The sequence below is a fragment of the Novosphingobium sp. LASN5T genome (genome assembly GCF_003856955.1).
GTDB lineage: Bacteria > Pseudomonadota > Alphaproteobacteria > Sphingomonadales > Sphingomonadaceae > Novosphingobium.
Genome location: NZ_RQSI01000065.1, coordinates 1 through 15,796, shown reverse-complemented (window position 1 = coordinate 15,796; position 15,796 = coordinate 1). Strand labels below are relative to the sequence as shown.

The window sequence follows — 15,796 nt, the reverse complement described above, 5'->3', positions numbered from 1 at the left end:
TTCTGTCGGCTCAAGGATTTCCGTCGCGTGGCAACACGCTACGACAAGCTCGCCGCCAACTTCCTGTCAGGCGTGGCGCTCGTCACCGCGCTCGCGTTCTGGCTCTGATTGAGTCTCAACCCTAGGAGCGGGCAACCGAAGGCAATGTTCCCTGTCTGAAGCGCTCATCATCGGGCATCGGGAACGGTCGTCGGCGACCTTGGGCTGGCGCCTGATTCATCCCCGCCCGTACAGCCTGTGCACCCCGATTGGGCTGTCATCGGGTCGGGGATGCCGATGAAGGAGCGCCGTCGTCGGAGAACGCCAAGCCTGGTCGCTCAGGCGAGCCTCGAATCGCAGGGCGCCTGACGAAGCGCAAAATCCAAAAATTTCTCGGTCACGCGACTGCGTTGGTCCCTCGGGAGGGCGAGGGCCAGCCCTATCCGGTTGCTGTGTTCCGAACCCTTGATCTTGAGAAATTTGATATCGGTCGCCGAATAATGACGGGTCACCCCGGCGACGAGCGCGACCCCGATGCCGCTTTGGACAAGCGAGATCATGGTCTGCGCCTGGATCGCTTCCTGCACCACGTTCGGCTGAAAGCCCGCCTCGTGACACATGAGCATCATAACAGCTCTCATGTTCGGAACGGCCGACTCGGGATGGGTGATAAGCGGCGCGTCCCGCAGTTCGCTGATGTCTATGCTCGACCGATCGTCGTACGGACCGGGCGACTTCACCACCGCCACCAGGCTATCGTGCTCGAGGACGTGCAGTTCTGCGTCCAGGTCTCCAAGCACGGGGGTGCGGACGAGTGCTGCGTCAATTTCGCGGTCCGACAGCTTCTGCAACAAGGCAGTGGTGTAAGACTCCTCCAGTGACAGATCGATGCTTGGGTATTCCAGACGGAATCCGCTGAGGAGCTTGGGCAGGAGGCTGTAGGTCGCGGAGCCCACGAAGCCGATCCGCAGCCGGCCCGTCGAACCGAGAAGGCTTTCCCGGACCGCCGCCTTGACCTGCTCGATGTGAAAGAGAGCCTGGGCGGCGTGAGGCAAGGCGGCCGCTCCTGCCGCTGTCAGAGTGACCTTGCGACGGTCCCGCGCGAACAGGCGGACGCCAAACTCAGCCTCCAATTTGGCGAGCGAGATCGACAAGGGCGGTTGGGCCATATTCAGCTTTTCCGCCGCGCGGCGGAAATTGAGCGTGTCGGCAAGCGCCACAAGCTGGCGGAGCTGCTGCAGGTTCATGATATCCCTTGCATATGAAACATCTCTCTACCGATATTGGACTGTATTTGAACTGACAGCTAGCGTCAATTCTCATGCGGTTGTTCAGGTTCCACCATGCTTCCTTTGTCCGGCATTAAAGTAATAGATCTCGGCTCGGTGCTTATGGCCCCCTACGCCAGCCAGTGGCTAGGCGACCTTGGCGCCGATGTGGTGAAGGTCGAGACCAGGGATGGCGATTCAACACGGCACACCGGGCCAGGCACTGAACCTGGGATGGCGGCAATGTTTCTGGGAACGAACCGTAACAAGCGGAGCATCGTTCTTGATCTACGAAACCCCGAAGGTCTGGAAACGCTGTTGAGACTTGTCGAAGGCGCCGACATCTTTCTCCACAACATCCGCCCTCAGAAAGTCAAAAAGCTCGGCATCGATCCCGAGACCGTGGCCGCGCGCAATCCGCGGGTTGTCTATGCTGGCCTCCACGGGTTCGGAGAAGGTGGGCCCTACTCCGGGCGCCCTGCCTACGATGACATTATCCAGGGCATGTGCGGTAACAGCGACCTGATGATGCGTCAGACCGGAAGGCCCGGTTATTTCCCTACGGTAAGCGCAGATAAGACGAGCGGACTGGTCGCTGCTATAGCCATTCTCGCGGCGCTGAGCGCGCGCGAGCGAAGCGGCCGGGGGGGCGTCGTCGAAGTCCCGATGTTCGAGACGATGGCTGCCTTCAACCTCGTGGAGCACTTGTATGGCGGCCACTTCGAGCCGCCGCTGGGGCGTCCCGGCTATCCCCGTGTGCTGGCGGGAACCAGAGCACCTTTTTCCACGCTCGATGGCTTCATCAGCGTCATGCCCTACACGGATCGCCATTGGACCGACCTGTTCAAGGAAGTCGGAGCCTCGAGCATGCTGCAGGACCTTCGGTTCGAAGGCATTGCGGCGCGGACACGAAACATCGGCCTTCTTTATGAACAGCTCGCCGAGATTATCGCTACGCGGTCGACATCCGATTGGGTGGATATCCTCGGTCGTCTCGATATCCCGGCCGCACCGGTGATCAGCCTCGACGACCTAGTGCACGACGAGCACCTCGAGCAAACCGATTTCTTTCACGAACTGAGCGATGCCGGCATGGGCAACATGCGCTTTCCCGGGGTGCCTGTACGCTTCGATGGAGTGAGACCCGGTATTGGCATGCCCCCGCGGCTCGGTGAGCACACCGTCGAGGTTCTTGCGGCGGCTGGGCTGAGCTCGGCCGAGATCGAGCAGCTCCTTGCTAGCGGTGCGGCGGTTCAACACACCTTCGATCAGGTCGATCGAGCCAGCGCACGATACGAAGAATTTGGAGGGGCACATGTCTGATTTGCTACTTGTAGAGCGTCGTGGCGACGCGGCGGTGGTGACGATAAATCGTCCGGATCAACGAAACGCTCTCGGCTTCGGCGACGATGGTGACGTCGTCGATGCTCATACTCGCGCACTCAATGCAGACCGAACCCTGCGTTGTGTCATCCTCACTGGGGCCGGAACTGCTTTTTCCGCGGGCGGTGACTTGAAGCAGCTCCGTCGTTGGGCGCACGATGCCAGCATCAGGCCCCCCGATTTTCTCAAGCTGTATGAGGCCGGCATTCACAAGGTGGTCCGCGGATTCTGGAGCCTTGAAATGCCTGTGATCGCGGCGATCAACGGTCCGGCGATCGGCTTGGGTAATGACCTTGCCTGCCTGGCGGATATGCGTCTCGCCGCCGCTTCTGCGAAGTTCGGTGCGACCTTCCTGAAAATTGGTCTGGTGCCCGGGGACGGCGGCGCGTGGATCCTGCCAAGGATAATTGGCTGGGAGCGAGCTTCTGAATTGTATTTTACCGGCAAGATCATCGATGCCCCCACGGCCCTCGACTGGCGTCTCGTTGGACGTGTCGTGGCCGATGAGAGCCTGGTGGATGAGGCCATGGCCGTTGCGGAAATGGTTTGCCGGCAACCGCCTGAAGTCCTGCGGGCCACCAAGAAGCTCATGCGTGCGAGTATATTGCAGGGTTTCGAAGACATCATGTCCTTGTCCGCGAGGTATCAGGTCATGGCGCACCTCACGGATGACCACCGCGAAGCGCTCGATGCGATCCACGAAGCCCGCCCACCGGTGTTCTCGGGCAGCTGATCAGGCTGTAGAACCGCCTCGGGGACGAGGAGCTTCCGAGGGTTGCAGCATCGGAGCATGAGTCGGGGCGCGTGACCTTCCGTCTCGCCGGGACCAACCGAAGACGTTTGTGGGTCGCTTTGCGGGGGGAAAGACTTGCCCGCCGGAGGTCTGGAATGAGGCACTCTCGGCACCCCGCTCTGAGCATTTGGTGATACCCTGCATAAATCACCTGCGCTCAAACTAATATTAGACTCGATACCTGCCCCCCCGTAAGTTTTTGAGAAAGCCGGTACAGCTCCCAGCCCGAAAATCGGGCGAAGGCCAGCAAAGGGGTGGGGTATGAACAGCATTCTCAAGGCAACGTTTCTGTGCACCGCGACGGCCCTCGCCAGTGTCGCTCATGCCCAGGCGGGAGTGCAAACCTCTTCGGATGTGCCGAGCCAGACCGCGGCTGACACTGAGGCCTATCCTTCACAGGTCAGTGATCCCGCCGCCGGGGCCGGCGCGCCACAAGGCGCCGCGAGCGTCGCGGACGCCAGTCAGCCTGCGAGCGAAAGCGGCGGTGACATTGTTGTCACAGCCCGGAGGCGCAACGAAAACCTGCAGGACGTGCCGGCGTCAGTTTCAGTGCTTGGCGAGAAGCAACTGGAAGCCACCGGGGCTCGCATGGTCCTGAACTTCGTCGAGCTCACCCCTGGAGTAGCGATGCAGGTGGGGGCAACGGAGCCGGGGGACGCCTCGATCAACATTCGCGGCCTTAATGGCGCCCGCGACGCCGAGAACAACGTGGCGCTTGTGATCGACGGTGTGCTTCGGACAAACGCGGTCGCCACGACCCAGCCACAAGGGGACATCACCCAGGTCGAGATCATCAAGGGCCCTCAAGGTGCGCTCTATGGACGCAACGCCTCTGCAGGCGCGATCGTCATGACCACTCGCAAACCGACAGACTATCTGTCTGGCCAGGTGAAGGCGAGCGCCGCCAACGATGATACCTATCTGGTGTCCGGACTGCTGAGTGGGCCGATCAGCGACCAGATCGGGTTTACCGTGAATGCTGAGTACTCAACTTCGGATGGGTTTTACCGAAACAGCTTCCTTCAGTCGCCGGTGAATCAGCAGGTCTACCCCGGCAACAGCCGGAACGCTGCCTCGATCGACAGCTATGAAAAATTCTACGCATTTGGCCGTCTGCTCATTAGGCCGAACGAAGATACAGAAATCGACGTCAAGGCGAACTATGGTTCGCAGACGGCCAGCTCCATCAACTACAACGCAGTGTTTCACCTTCCTGCATTGGCGGCCGCCTTTAGCACGCCCCTGTTCAACCTCCCGATCAGCGACCACAAGTTCCTGTTCACCAACAACACCGAGGCTCAGAGCTGGCAGAAGAGCTATGGTGGATCGATCCGCTTCAATCAGCGCCTTGATTTTGGGTCGCTGATCGGCTTTGCCGCTTACAGCAATATCAAGAGCGATTTCATCGGCGGTGGAACGAGCGGAGCGTTCGGCTTTTTCGCGAACGAGCCAACTTGCATAAGGACCCGCGCTGCCACGGCCCCTCAGGTGACCGGAGTTCCCAACCAGGAACCCTTCACAACCTACTATAATGTATTCGGTTACGCGCAGCCGTACTCCCCAAGCACGTGCGACGGGATTCAATACAACGATCGCCGGCAGAAGGACGTTGTGACCGAACTGCGTCTGGTAAGCCCCGAGAATGGGTCACCGCTGTCGTGGCAGCTGGGATCCAGCTACATCTTCATCGACCGGCGGGTGTGCATCAACCTCACGCTCGATACAGGACAGAGCGCGTCGCGCCAGTGTTACACGACCGATCCCCGCTTCCCCACCGAAAGCCTCGTCGACGATAACTTCAAGACGAACGTGTACGCCCTTTTTGGCTCATCCGAATACAAGGCGACCGACAAGCTGACGCTCGGCCTGGCACTTCGGTACGATATCGAGGCGCGGAATACGTCGAACAACGTGCCGGTGAATGCCCGCACACGCTGGGTGGGTAACGCACGAACGGGCTTCCCGACAGGGACGGCGACCACCCCCGCGAACTACTATCTTAATCCGGGCCTCGACCCCGCCTATAACCCGAGCGGGATCCTCGCGCCGCGCTCGAAGACCTTCAGGCAGCTTCAGCCAAAACTGTCGCTCACGTATAAGGCGAACCCCGATACGACCTTGTTCGCAAACTGGGGCATCGGCTTCAAGGCGGGCGGTTTCAACAACGCTGGCACTGAGGCCATTGTTAACGGCTATTTCAACGCACCGGTCTCGGCTGGGGGCATCAATGCCGGCCTGACAGTGAGTGACGTCTTCAAAAAGGAAGTGGACAGCGCCTACGAAGCTGGGATCAAGGGACGCATCTGGAACAACATCAGGTACGAGCTCGTCGGTTATTATACCAACGTGAAAGACATGCAGTTTTTCGAATTCTTTGTTGGCGAGTTCGGCCTGCTCCGGAGCGTTTCAAACATCGACAAGGTGCGAATCTACGGGGCCGAAGCATCGCTGAACTACGAGGTCATCCCCGGCTACAACGTGTACGCCTCTGGCAACTACACCAACAGTCGGATCCAGAAAAACTCGTCGCGGCCTTACACCGTCGGCAACAAATCGCCCAACACGCCCGATTATACGCTCAATTTCGGGGCGAACATGGATCAGCCGATCGCCGCTTCGTTGAATTTCGTCGGCCGGGTCGATGCGCGCATCACCGGCCCCACTCCCTATCACACCGTTCAGGACAACGACGTCCCGACGATTTTCGGGCTTTCTGGAAACTACAAGAATTCCACCAGGCGTGCATACACGATCGTCGACGTGCGCGCCGGGGTGAAGGCCGATCGCTGGACCATCACGGCCTTTGCCAGCAATCTGTTCAATAAGGAATATATCAACGACGACGTCGTTGCGCCTGAATTTGGCGGTGATTTCGTCGCCCCCGGCAACCTGCGTCGCTACGGCGTCGAAGCCCTGTTCAAGTTCTGACGATGGCGGGGTCGGCATACGACACGGCGAATAGGGGCGTCGGCGAATGCTAGCCTCGCTCGAATTCTCCAGCGTTCCCGACGAGGACGAGGCAATCAGGCCGGTTCTGCGGGCCTTCCTGGACGAAAGCCTCGTCCACCTGCCGCACGACATTCGCGCGCGCTCGTGGATGGGCCACGACCCCGATTTCAGCCGCCGGTTGGCTGCGCAGGGCTGGGTCGGGATGACGCTGCCGACTGAATACGGCGGGCAGGGCCGTAGCTATTTCGCCCGGTTCGTCGTGGCGGAGGAACTGCTCGCGGCAAGTGTCCCGGTGGGCGCGCATTGGGTCGCTGAACGCCAGAGTGGGCCCCTGATCCTGCATTACGGTACCGAGGACCAACGGCAGTTCTATCTGCCGCGCATTTGCCGGGGAGAAGCCTTCTTCTGTATCGGCATGAGCGAGCCTGATGCCGGATCGGATCTGGCCAGCGTCAAGACCCGCGCTGAGCGGACCGATGGCGGTTGGCTGCTGAACGGAGCGAAAATCTGGACCACGTACGCTCAAGTGGCTCATTACATGATCGCGCTCGTCCGGACCTCCGGGTCGGGGGCAGATCGTCAGCGGGGCCTTTCCCAGCTTATCGTCGACCTATCACTTCCCGGGGTGACGGTCACGCCGATCGTCGATCTGGCGGGCGACAGCCACTTCTGCGAAGTGCACTTCGACAATGTCGAGCTGGCAGCCGATGCACTGATAGGCGTTGAAGGCCAGGGTTGGCAGCAATGCATGGCCGAGCTGAGTCTCGAGCGCAGCGGACCCGAAAGGCTCTACTCGAGCATCCTCGTGCTCGACGAATGGCTGGCCCATCTGCGAGACCAGGGAGCGCCTGACGATCGCACCTTGGCTCTCGTCGGCAGTCTCGTGGGGCGCCTTGCAGTGCTTCGCGCGCTTTCCCTTGCGCTCACTGCCCAGCTGGTACGGGGGGAACGTCCGGAGGCCGCCGCGGCGCTGTACAAGGATTTCGGGACCGCGTTCGAGCAGGACTTGCCCGCCCTGATCGCGGACGCCATCGCGGCTCAGCCGGATATCATGCCCCCCGACGAACTTATGCGCACGCTCGCTTACGCCACGACCATGTCGCCGACGTATTCTCTCCGCGGCGGCACTCGTGAAATCCTCAGGGGCATGATCGCCCGTGGGCTCGGACTTCGATAGGGCGCCAACAAATGGACACGCTTCTTGAAGACATGTTCGCGCGTCTGCTGGCACGATCCTGTTCAACTACGTTTGTGCGTGCCGCCGAGCAAGATCCCGACGATAAGCTGCTGGCACTGGTGTGGGACGAGATCGAAGAATCCGGCCTGCCCAATGCTCTGGCAGCAGAGCAAGACGAGGGGTTCGGCCTTTCCCTTGCGCAGATTTTGCCCCTGGTCCTTCTGATGGGCGCGCATGCGTTCCCCCTGCCGCTTGCTGAGACCATGGTCGCGCGGGCGCTTCTTCGCCGTGCCGGAGTGGAGCCCCCCCTTGCGCCGATAATCCTGGCGACTGCTCTCTCGCGCGAGGATCAGGCGACGATCCAGACTGCCGAGCTTCCGCTCGCGCGTACCGCTGGCTATATGCTGGTGGCCCGCGGCGAGACTTTTGATCTTGTCGAGTTGAGCCATTCGGTTCTTTCCTCGTCCCGGAATCAGTTCAGTCTCTCGGCACACGTCATTGCCGGGGCGGAGCAGATTCGGAACTCGATCCCATCGGGCGCGCTGGCGCTCCGAGAAACGATAGCGTTCCTGCACGCTGCCAAACTAGCTGGTGCGATGCAGTTCGTTCTCCAGATGACCATCGATTATGCTCAGACCCGGTCGCAGTTCGGTCGACCTATTGGAAAGTTTCAGGCGATCCAGCAACAGGTCAGCGTCATGGCCGAACATGTCGCGGCGGCGCGCATGGCGGTGCAACTTGCTGCGGGCACAGGCGGCTGGTTTCCCGATCCCCTAGCGGCAGGCGTCGCCAAGGAGTGCGCGAGTTCCGCTGCGCTCATTGTCGCGCAGACGGCGCATTCGGTGCATGGCGCGATCGGGATCAGCAGGGAACACGATCTTCAGCTCTACACCCGTCGTATGGCCGAATGGCGCGCTGCAGAGGGGGCAGAAAGTTACTGGGCGACCCAGGTGGGCCGGGAATTCTTCGCAAGCAACGCAGCGCGCACGGCAGACTTCGTGCGGGCGCGGTTGTCAGCCTGATCAAGTCATGCGGCAGACAATCGGTTTAATCGACACGATGAAGAACAACTTGGGAGAGATGACATGAGCACGACGCAGGCAAATGCCCTGACCGAAATGTACAACAGCTGGACCGCGCGCATGGCGACGGGGACGATGGAACTCCCCGAGATGCGCGCGATGTTCGAGGAGTGGGGAACGCTGGCGACGGAGCCTGAGGGCTTTGCCTATACGACCCTGTCGCTCGGCGGCGTGCCTTGCCTGGAGGCGGTGGAGATCGGCAAAGCCGATAACGGGCGTGTCCTGCTGTGCTTCCATGGCGGTGGGTTCGTGTGCGGATCGCCCGAATCCCATCGCAAGATGTTCGCGCACATGGCTAGGGCGGTCGGTTGCAAGGCCATCATCGTCGACTACACGCGGACGCCCGACAACCCCCACCCCGGCATCGTAAATCAGTGCACCGCCGTTTACAGCGCCTTGGTCGATCAAGGCTACGATCCCCGGCAGATTGCCATGATCGGAGATTCGGCGGGAGGGAACCTTGCCACCGCGGTCCCGCTCAATGCGCTTCGCGAAGGCCTCCCCGCTCCAGCCGCCAGCGTCCCCCTATCGCCCTGGTACGACATGGAGCCGACGGGGGAGACTTTCGTGACCAATGCGGATGTCGACGCCTTCGTCAGCCCCGACGCGGTGCGACTGATGGCGGGAATGTATCTCGGCGGGGCCGATTCGCGCGATCCGGGCGTCAACCTGTTGCAGGCCGACCCGTCCGCACTGCCTCCGCTGCTGATCCAGGTCGGGGGGCATGAAACTCTGCTCGACGATAGTCGCCGTTTCTACGAGCGGGCGAAGGCTGCCGGCGTCGACGTCACGCTGCAGATCTACCCCGAGATGCAGCATGTCTTCCAGTTGATGGCGGGCAAGGCTCCGGAAGCCGATGATGCTATCAACAAGATCGCGCAGTGGCTGCGGCCGAGACTCGGACTTTGACGACCGGACAGGAACACGACGATGGTGTATGAGCTTCGTATCTACCACTGCATCCCCGGCCGCCTGGGTGCGCTGCATCGCCGGTTCGAAGATGTCACGCTCAAGCTCTGGGAAAGATTCGGCATCCGGCCGGTCGGCTTCTGGACCACGGTGGTCGGCCCCAGCAGTCAGACCTTGACCTACCTGATCCGCTGGGAATCGCTGGCCGACCGCGAGGGCAAGTGGAACGCGTTCATCTCGGACGCGGACTGGATCGCGGCAAGAGTCAGTTCTGAAAAGGACGGTGCCATCGTCGAGAAAGTGGAGAACCAGCTGCTGGAACCGACGGCCTATTCCCCGATGCGATGACGGCCGTCGGCCGAAAGAGGTCGATCTTGGGCGAGCATGATCGGGCCTTGGGGCTCGATGCGGCGGTGTGCCCGATCCGGTCTTCAGTCCAGTAACCCGCGCGCGCAAAACAAGAGACTTACTATGGCCGACCATCCCGCCTTCACCCTCCTCATCGCCGGCGAAACGCTGACCGGCAAGGGCCGCGAGTGTCAAGACGTCATTGACCCGGCGACCGGCGAGACGATCGGCAGCGTCCCGCACGCGACCGCGGCCGATCTAGACCGCGCGCTCGAGGCGGCGGAACGCGGGTTCAGAACCTGGCGCAGCACCTCGGCAGACCAGCGCACCGCGATCCTGCTGAAGGCCGCGGGACTGATCCGCGAGCGCGCCGCCCAGATCGGCGAAGCGCTGACCCGCGAGCAAGGCAAGCCGATCAAGGAGGCGATCGGCGAGACGCTCTACAGCGCGACGCTGCTCGAATTCTACGCGCAGGAGATCAAGCGCATCTATGGCCGCACGCTCGTGCGCCCCGCCGGGCAGCGGGCCGAGGTGCAGTATCACCCGGTCGGCCCGGTGGCCGGGTTTGCGGCATGGAACTTCCCGTCACTCAACGTCATGCGCAAGATCGGCGGTGCGCTCGCCGCCGGCTGCTCGACGATCATCAAGCCGTCGGAAGAAACCCCATCGGCGGGGATCGCGCTCGTCCGGGCGCTGATCGACGCGGGCGTGCCGGGCGATACGGTGCAATGCGTGTTCGGCGTGCCCGACGTGGTGAGCCGCCACCTGCTGGCCTCGTCTATCATCCGCAAGGTGACCTTCACCGGCTCGACCGCCGTGGGCAAGCATCTGGCAAAACTGGCGGCCGAGGATCTCAAGGTCGCGACGATGGAACTCGGCGGGCACGCCCCGGTGCTGATATTCGCCGACGCCGACCTGGACGCTGCGCTCGATACGATGGCCGCCAACGCCTACCGCAACGCCGGCCAGGTCTGCGTCAGCCCAACCCGCTTCTTGATCGAGGAGCCGGTGTTCGAACGCTTCCGCGACGGGTTCGTCGAACGGGCCAAGGCGATCAAGGTCGGCAGCGGGTTCGACAAGGACACGCAGATGGGCCCGATGACATCGGCGCGCGGGCTGGAGCGGATGGAGCAGATGATCGGCGACGCGAAGGAACGCGGCGCGAAGTTGCTCGCAGGCGGGGAGCGGATCGGCAACCAAGGGTTCTTCCACCAGCCGACCGTGCTCGCCGAAGTGCCGACCGATGCCACCATCATGAACGAGGAGCCCTTCGGCCCGATCGCGCTCTTGAACCCGATGGCGGGAGAGGACGCGATGATCGAAGAGGCGAACCGTCTGCCCTACGGCCTTGCCGCCTATGCCTGGACGAAGGATTCTGCGCGCAAGCGCCGGCTGGCGGCTGAAGTCGAGACTGGGATGCTCGCGCTCGACACCGGCAGCGTCTCGGCGGCCGATGCGCCGTTCGGCGGGGTCAAATGGTCGGGTTACGGCAGCGAGGACGGCCGCGAGGGCGTGATGGCCTGCATGGTCCCCAAGACCGTCCACGAGGGGTGAGACACCATGGTCCCGGACTCCGCGCAGATAGCCGAACTCTCCGTGCAGACTAGCCGGAGCTCTTGGCAGACACGGCTGGAGACAGATGTAGCAGCCGGCTTCATCGAGAGTGGCCAGTGGAGGGGTGTGACACTCTTTCATCAGGCGGCATACCAGGCACGAAATCGTGGCACCGCGACAGCGATTGTCGATGGGGAGATGTCACGCACTTTTGCTGAAGTCATGCAGGAATCCCAGATGCTTGCCGGTTGGTTCCGTCAGTTGGGTTTGGTTCCTGGGGAGGTCGTAAGTTTCCAGCTACCAAATTGGTCGGAAACGATCGCAATCAACTTGGCGGCGTGCATTTGTGGACTAGTAGTAAATCCAATTGTTCCGATATACAGAGATGCAGAAGTTGAATATATCCTTGTTAACTCTGGAGCGAGAATACTCTTTATTCCTGAAACATTCAGAACAACAGATTATGTCAAAATGGTCGAGAATCTTCGTCCATCGCTGCCGGATCTCAGAGCCGTGGTGGTCGTACGAGGCAAAGAGAACCGCAGCGGATTTCTCAGCTATGGCGATTGGCCAGGGGGCGCCCCTCTACCCCCTGCAGCCACTGATATCGCAGAGAAGCTTCATGACCCAAATGCGGTAAAATTGCTGCTCTACACCTCTGGTACGACGGGTCGGCCTAAAGGCGTTCTTCACAGCCATAATACAATCCAATCGGAGATCGATGCAGTAGGAAAATTCTGGGGCATTCAATCGAGCGACGTAATACTGATGCCTTCCCCGGTTACCCACATTACCGGGTATATTTACGGCATCGAGATGATGTCCTCCTTTGGTTGCAAAACAGTCTTCATGGACAAGTGGGATGCGGAGCACGCTGCGGATCTAATTTTGCAGCACAAGGTCACTTTCAGCATCGGTGCGACTCCCTTCCTCAGAGAGTTGGTGGGAGTCCTCGAAAGACGCGGAGAGACGAGGCCCAGCCTGCGGCTGTTTGCCTGTGGCGGAGCGCCGGTTGCGCCCGACGATATCCGGCGTGCCCAGGCGGTTCTTCCGAACTGTCTCGCCTTCCGGGTTTACGGCAGCAGTGAAGCGCCGACCGTGACGGCAGGCGTTGCTCCAGGGGACCCTGTTGAGCTGGGCGCGACGACGGATGGGGCGATCGTGAACTCTGACGTGAAGATCGTGAGCTCGGACACGGGCGAGGAGGTCTGCGACGGAGCGGAAGGCGAGATTCTGGTCCGCGGCCCCGAAGTGATGCTCGGCTACACCGAGTGGGAGGACACGAAAGAAGCTTTCGATGAGGATGGATTTTTCCGGACCGGCGATATCGGCTTCATCAGTCATGCGCGCTACCTGACGATCAGCGGGCGGAAGAAAGATCTCATAATCCGGGGCGGCGAGAACATTAGCGCCAAAGAAGTGGAAGATATTCTCCACACCCATCCCGCAATCGCGGAAGTCGCGGTCGTTGCGATGCCTCACGAGAGAATGGGCGAGACACCCTGTGCATTCGTCGTTCTGAGCAAAGGCGGCGGGTTAACGATTCAAGAAGTTCACGACTTTCTGGAAGAATCAAAACTCGCTAAGCAGAAATTTCCAGAGAAACTGATTCTACTCGACAGCATGCCGACAACGGCGTCGGGCAAAGTCCTGAAGCACGTGCTGAGAGCACAGTGTGGTGCAGATTTTTGAAAGGAACAATATGACTGCGTACATCATCTTCGATCGAAAGCAGACCACCGATGCGGCTGAGCTTGCGCTTTATGCGCCGTTGGTCGGTGCCACCCTTGAGGGACGTGGAGCGACCAAGCTTGCTGGTGGCAAGGCCCTCGTACTTGAAGGGGAGCCAAGTGAAGCGGTGGTTGTTCTCGAGTTTCCATCGGTCGAACAGGCCAAGGCTTGGTACGATAGCCCGCTCTATCAGGAGGCTACCGTCCATCGTCTCAAGGGCGGCAATTGGCGTGTCATGATTGTCGAGGGAGCCTGATCCCAACGCTCGCATCAGGCGATGACGTTTGGGCGAGTGGGTCACCCGACAAAATCGCGGGCCCGCGTAGTGTCAGCTCACCCCTTCGAACCCAGACGCCAGAGTGTTCCGCGCGGCATTGCCTTCCGGCTCATCTCGGTTGGTTGCTACTCACTGATGGCGGCGCTGCTCAAGCTGGCCTCGGAACACGGAGTGGTGGCCGGCGAGATGCTATTCTACCGGGCGAGCTTCGCATTACCGGTCGTGCTGTTCTGGGCGCTCAAAAGCAGTGGGATCAGCGCTCTCCGCACGCGTCGACCTTGGGCGCACCTCGGCCGATGCGCGCTGGGTATCGCCTCGATACTTTGTGCCTTCCAGGCGCTCATCATGCTTCCGTTGGCCACTGCCACTACGATTGGCTTTACCGCGCCGATGTTTGCGACAATCCTCTCATCGCTCATTCTCCGTGAGCGGGCCGGGAGCCATCGCTGGCTGGCGGTTATGCTGGGCCTGGCAGGCGTCGCGATCATCATGGTGCCCGGTGGGCCCGCTGCTCATGCTGCTCCTCTGCAGGGAGTTGTGATCGCTCTGCTTGGCGCCCTCGGCACAGCCGCTGTCGTGACCACAGTTCGACAACTACGACACACTGAGCATGTCGGGGCGATCGTCTTCTGGTTCTTTGCGTCCTCGGCATTAGTAGGCGGCATGCTGCTATTTTATGTCGGAAGCCAGCATGACATAGAGACGTTGGCCATTCTCGCTGCTGCGGGTGTCGCGGCCGGAATAATGCAAATCACAATGACAGAGTCGCTGCACGCGACACAAGTGTCGGTTCTAGCGCCGCTTGACTATTTGCAAATCGTGGGTGCTTTGACACTTGGATGGCTAATATTCTCAGAGATTCCCAAGGAAACTGCTATATTCGGTGGGTCCCTTATAATCATCAGTGGGATATACTTGATCTGGCATGAATATAGGGCGACTGTGCTTGCTAAGCGTGCCTTCGAAAATTATAAATAGGTGCATAGCCCAATCCTTCAGACTTGGTTTGCCCAATGGTGAAATCGTGGAATCGCTGGGCCAGAATGGCCGGAATGAAGTCCCCGGCCGTTAATGAGGCAGTATTTATATTAGAGGCCTTGCCTACAGCTTCGCGCTTGTCGAAGCTGACCAATCGGAGCTGGAAATATGACGAGAGGACTTTTCGACCTGACCGGGAAGGTAGCCCTTGTAACGGGCGGCAATGGGGGGATTGGCCTCGGAATGGCCCGCGGACTCGCCTTGCACGGCGCATCGGTGATCATTTGGGGCAACAAGCCTGAGAAGAACGAGGACGCCGTCGCCGAGCTTCGACAATATGGCGGTGAAGTTCGATGCCGACAGGTGGACGTCGCATCGGAAACGGCGGTGAAGGAAGGTATGGCGGAAATAATTGAAGAATTCGGCCGCATAGACCAGGCAATAGCTAACGCTGGTATCGGCATGCCCAGACGGGATATGTTTGAAATCTCCGGAGCGGACTTTCGGAAGCTGTAAAGTGTGAACGTCGAGGGGGTCTTCTTCACGCTCCGGGAGGCGGCCAGGCATATGATCCATCAAAATGAGCAAGGCAGGCCAGGGGGCTCGCTCGTCTCAGTTGGGTCGACGTCATCGATCCATGGGGCCGCCTGCAATGAGCATTATCGCGCCTCCAAGGGTGCCGTCGCAGCCCTCACACGCGCGTTAGCTGTGGAGCTTGGGCCAAAGGGAATCCGGGTGAATTCGATCCTACCCGGCTGGACCCGGTCTAGTCTGACCGAGGGATTGCAGACGTGGGATAAATTCAATGACCAGGTAATAAGCCGGGCTCCCGTCGGTCGTTGGGCAAACGGTGACGATTTTTCGGCGATTGCGGTCTACCTGGCCAGCGATCATTCCAGTTTTCACGTTGGAGACTCAATCGTTATCGATGGTGGATACACTGTTTTCTGATACCGATCGTCCGGCAGCGCTGGGAGACTAAAGGCATTCCGCGGTGCACGGATTGAAGACAGTGCAGACCATCATGTCGGCACGATGCAGATGGCCTGCAGTGTCTTGAGCGACGGGGAACGAGTGATGGTCTTGAGCGGCCGTTTTGACGTCAGGAGTGCCACGACCACTCGGAATATTTCCTGACTTTCAGGAGCGAACATGCCGCATGGCATGCGTCTAGGCTGAGGCAACAGCTCCCGAACGGCTGCTTTTGGGACATCCCATTCTCAATCGGACTATAGGTTGGGTGTTGATTTCCGCTGAGAGTTGACCCGGGATTTCCATCGAGAAGTGACCCGGGTGGGTAATATGTCCCGCGATACGGGCGGTGGGTCAAGCGGGTGATTTTTCCTTTCTGGATTTGGGTGCTGCCGA

General features: G+C 60.3%; 12 protein-coding genes and 2 pseudogenes. 13 read left to right on the top strand and 1 reads right to left on the bottom strand.

Features of this window, described 5'->3' with window-relative positions:
- A pseudogene (locus EH199_RS22280) lies at positions 1-108 on the top strand (IS5/IS1182 family transposase); the annotation flags it as partial.
- 209 nt (positions 109-317) lie between these two features.
- Here the strand turns inward: EH199_RS22280 and EH199_RS22275 are convergent.
- Positions 318-1,226 carry a LysR family transcriptional regulator gene (locus EH199_RS22275; RefSeq protein WP_124811272.1) on the bottom strand — a complete coding sequence of 303 codons (909 nt, stop codon included), beginning with the start codon at positions 1,224-1,226 and terminating at the stop codon, positions 318-320.
- A gap of 96 nt (positions 1,227-1,322) precedes the next feature.
- Between EH199_RS22275 and EH199_RS22270 the strand changes: the two genes are divergently transcribed.
- The 12 genes and pseudogenes from EH199_RS22270 (at position 1,323) to EH199_RS22215 (ending at position 15,379) form a co-directional block, all read left to right on the top strand.
- Positions 1,323-2,570 (top strand): CaiB/BaiF CoA-transferase family protein, encoded by a 1,248-nt coding sequence (locus tag EH199_RS22270; RefSeq protein ID WP_124811271.1) that lies wholly within the window; start codon positions 1,323-1,325, stop codon positions 2,568-2,570.
- Complete coding sequence (locus tag EH199_RS22265) at positions 2,563-3,363, top strand: enoyl-CoA hydratase-related protein (RefSeq protein WP_124811270.1); 801 nt, start codon at positions 2,563-2,565, stop codon at positions 3,361-3,363. The genes EH199_RS22270 and EH199_RS22265 overlap by 8 nt, the downstream gene beginning before the upstream one ends.
- Positions 3,364-3,684: 321 nt before the next feature.
- Positions 3,685-6,351 carry a TonB-dependent receptor gene (locus tag EH199_RS22260; RefSeq protein WP_124811269.1) on the top strand — a complete coding sequence of 889 codons (2,667 nt, stop codon included), beginning with the start codon at positions 3,685-3,687 and terminating at the stop codon, positions 6,349-6,351.
- 46 nt (positions 6,352-6,397) lie between these two features.
- Positions 6,398-7,549 (top strand): acyl-CoA dehydrogenase family protein, encoded by a 1,152-nt coding sequence (locus tag EH199_RS22255; RefSeq protein WP_124811268.1) that lies wholly within the window; start codon positions 6,398-6,400, stop codon positions 7,547-7,549.
- 11 nt (positions 7,550-7,560) lie between these two features.
- Positions 7,561-8,571 (top strand): acyl-CoA dehydrogenase family protein, encoded by a 1,011-nt coding sequence (locus EH199_RS22250; RefSeq protein WP_124811267.1) that lies wholly within the window; start codon positions 7,561-7,563, stop codon positions 8,569-8,571.
- A 63-nt stretch (positions 8,572-8,634) separates the two neighbouring features.
- A complete protein-coding gene (locus EH199_RS22245) occupies positions 8,635-9,540 on the top strand; it encodes an alpha/beta hydrolase (protein WP_124811266.1) in 906 nt (301 codons plus the stop codon).
- A 21-nt stretch (positions 9,541-9,561) separates the two neighbouring features.
- Positions 9,562-9,888, top strand: a complete 327-nt coding sequence (locus tag EH199_RS22240) for an NIPSNAP family protein (RefSeq protein WP_124811265.1) — start codon at positions 9,562-9,564, stop codon at positions 9,886-9,888.
- A gap of 123 nt (positions 9,889-10,011) precedes the next feature.
- A complete protein-coding gene (locus EH199_RS22235) occupies positions 10,012-11,442 on the top strand; it encodes an NAD-dependent succinate-semialdehyde dehydrogenase (RefSeq protein WP_124811264.1) in 1,431 nt (476 codons plus the stop codon).
- Positions 11,443-11,568: 126 nt separating this feature from the next.
- On the top strand, positions 11,569-13,134 hold the full coding sequence (locus EH199_RS22230) for an AMP-binding protein (protein ID WP_190287389.1): 1,566 nt from the start codon (positions 11,569-11,571) through the stop codon (positions 13,132-13,134).
- Positions 13,135-13,144: 10 nt separating this feature from the next.
- Positions 13,145-13,429 carry a DUF1330 domain-containing protein gene (locus EH199_RS22225; protein WP_124811262.1) on the top strand — a complete coding sequence of 95 codons (285 nt, stop codon included), beginning with the start codon at positions 13,145-13,147 and terminating at the stop codon, positions 13,427-13,429.
- 36 nt (positions 13,430-13,465) lie between these two features.
- Positions 13,466-14,428: a DMT family transporter gene (locus EH199_RS22220; protein ID WP_370449725.1), complete on the top strand. Its 963-nt coding sequence runs from the start codon at positions 13,466-13,468 to the stop codon at positions 14,426-14,428.
- A gap of 168 nt (positions 14,429-14,596) precedes the next feature.
- Positions 14,597-15,379 (top strand): annotated as a pseudogene (locus EH199_RS22215) (SDR family NAD(P)-dependent oxidoreductase).
- Positions 15,380-15,796: the final 417 nt, after the last annotated feature.

Bases quoted from the DNA above. Each gene is read 5' to 3' on its own strand.
- EH199_RS22250 (WP_124811267.1), top strand. From the start codon at position 7,561: ATGGACACGCTTCTTGAAGACATGTTCGCGCGTCTGCTGGCACGATCC.
- EH199_RS22245 (WP_124811266.1), top strand. From the start codon at position 8,635: ATGAGCACGACGCAGGCAAATGCCCTGACCGAAATGTACAACAGCTGG.
- EH199_RS22235 (WP_124811264.1), top strand. From the start codon at position 10,012: ATGGCCGACCATCCCGCCTTCACCCTCCTCATCGCCGGCGAAACGCTG.
- EH199_RS22265 (WP_124811270.1), top strand. From the start codon at position 2,563: ATGTCTGATTTGCTACTTGTAGAGCGTCGTGGCGACGCGGCGGTGGTG.
- EH199_RS22240 (WP_124811265.1), top strand. From the start codon at position 9,562: ATGGTGTATGAGCTTCGTATCTACCACTGCATCCCCGGCCGCCTGGGT.
- EH199_RS22275 (WP_124811272.1), bottom strand. From the start codon at position 1,226: ATGAACCTGCAGCAGCTCCGCCAGCTTGTGGCGCTTGCCGACACGCTC.
- EH199_RS22255 (WP_124811268.1), top strand. From the start codon at position 6,398: ATGCTAGCCTCGCTCGAATTCTCCAGCGTTCCCGACGAGGACGAGGCA.
- EH199_RS22260 (WP_124811269.1), top strand. From the start codon at position 3,685: ATGAACAGCATTCTCAAGGCAACGTTTCTGTGCACCGCGACGGCCCTC.
- EH199_RS22270 (WP_124811271.1), top strand. From the start codon at position 1,323: ATGCTTCCTTTGTCCGGCATTAAAGTAATAGATCTCGGCTCGGTGCTT.
- EH199_RS22225 (WP_124811262.1), top strand. From the start codon at position 13,145: ATGACTGCGTACATCATCTTCGATCGAAAGCAGACCACCGATGCGGCT.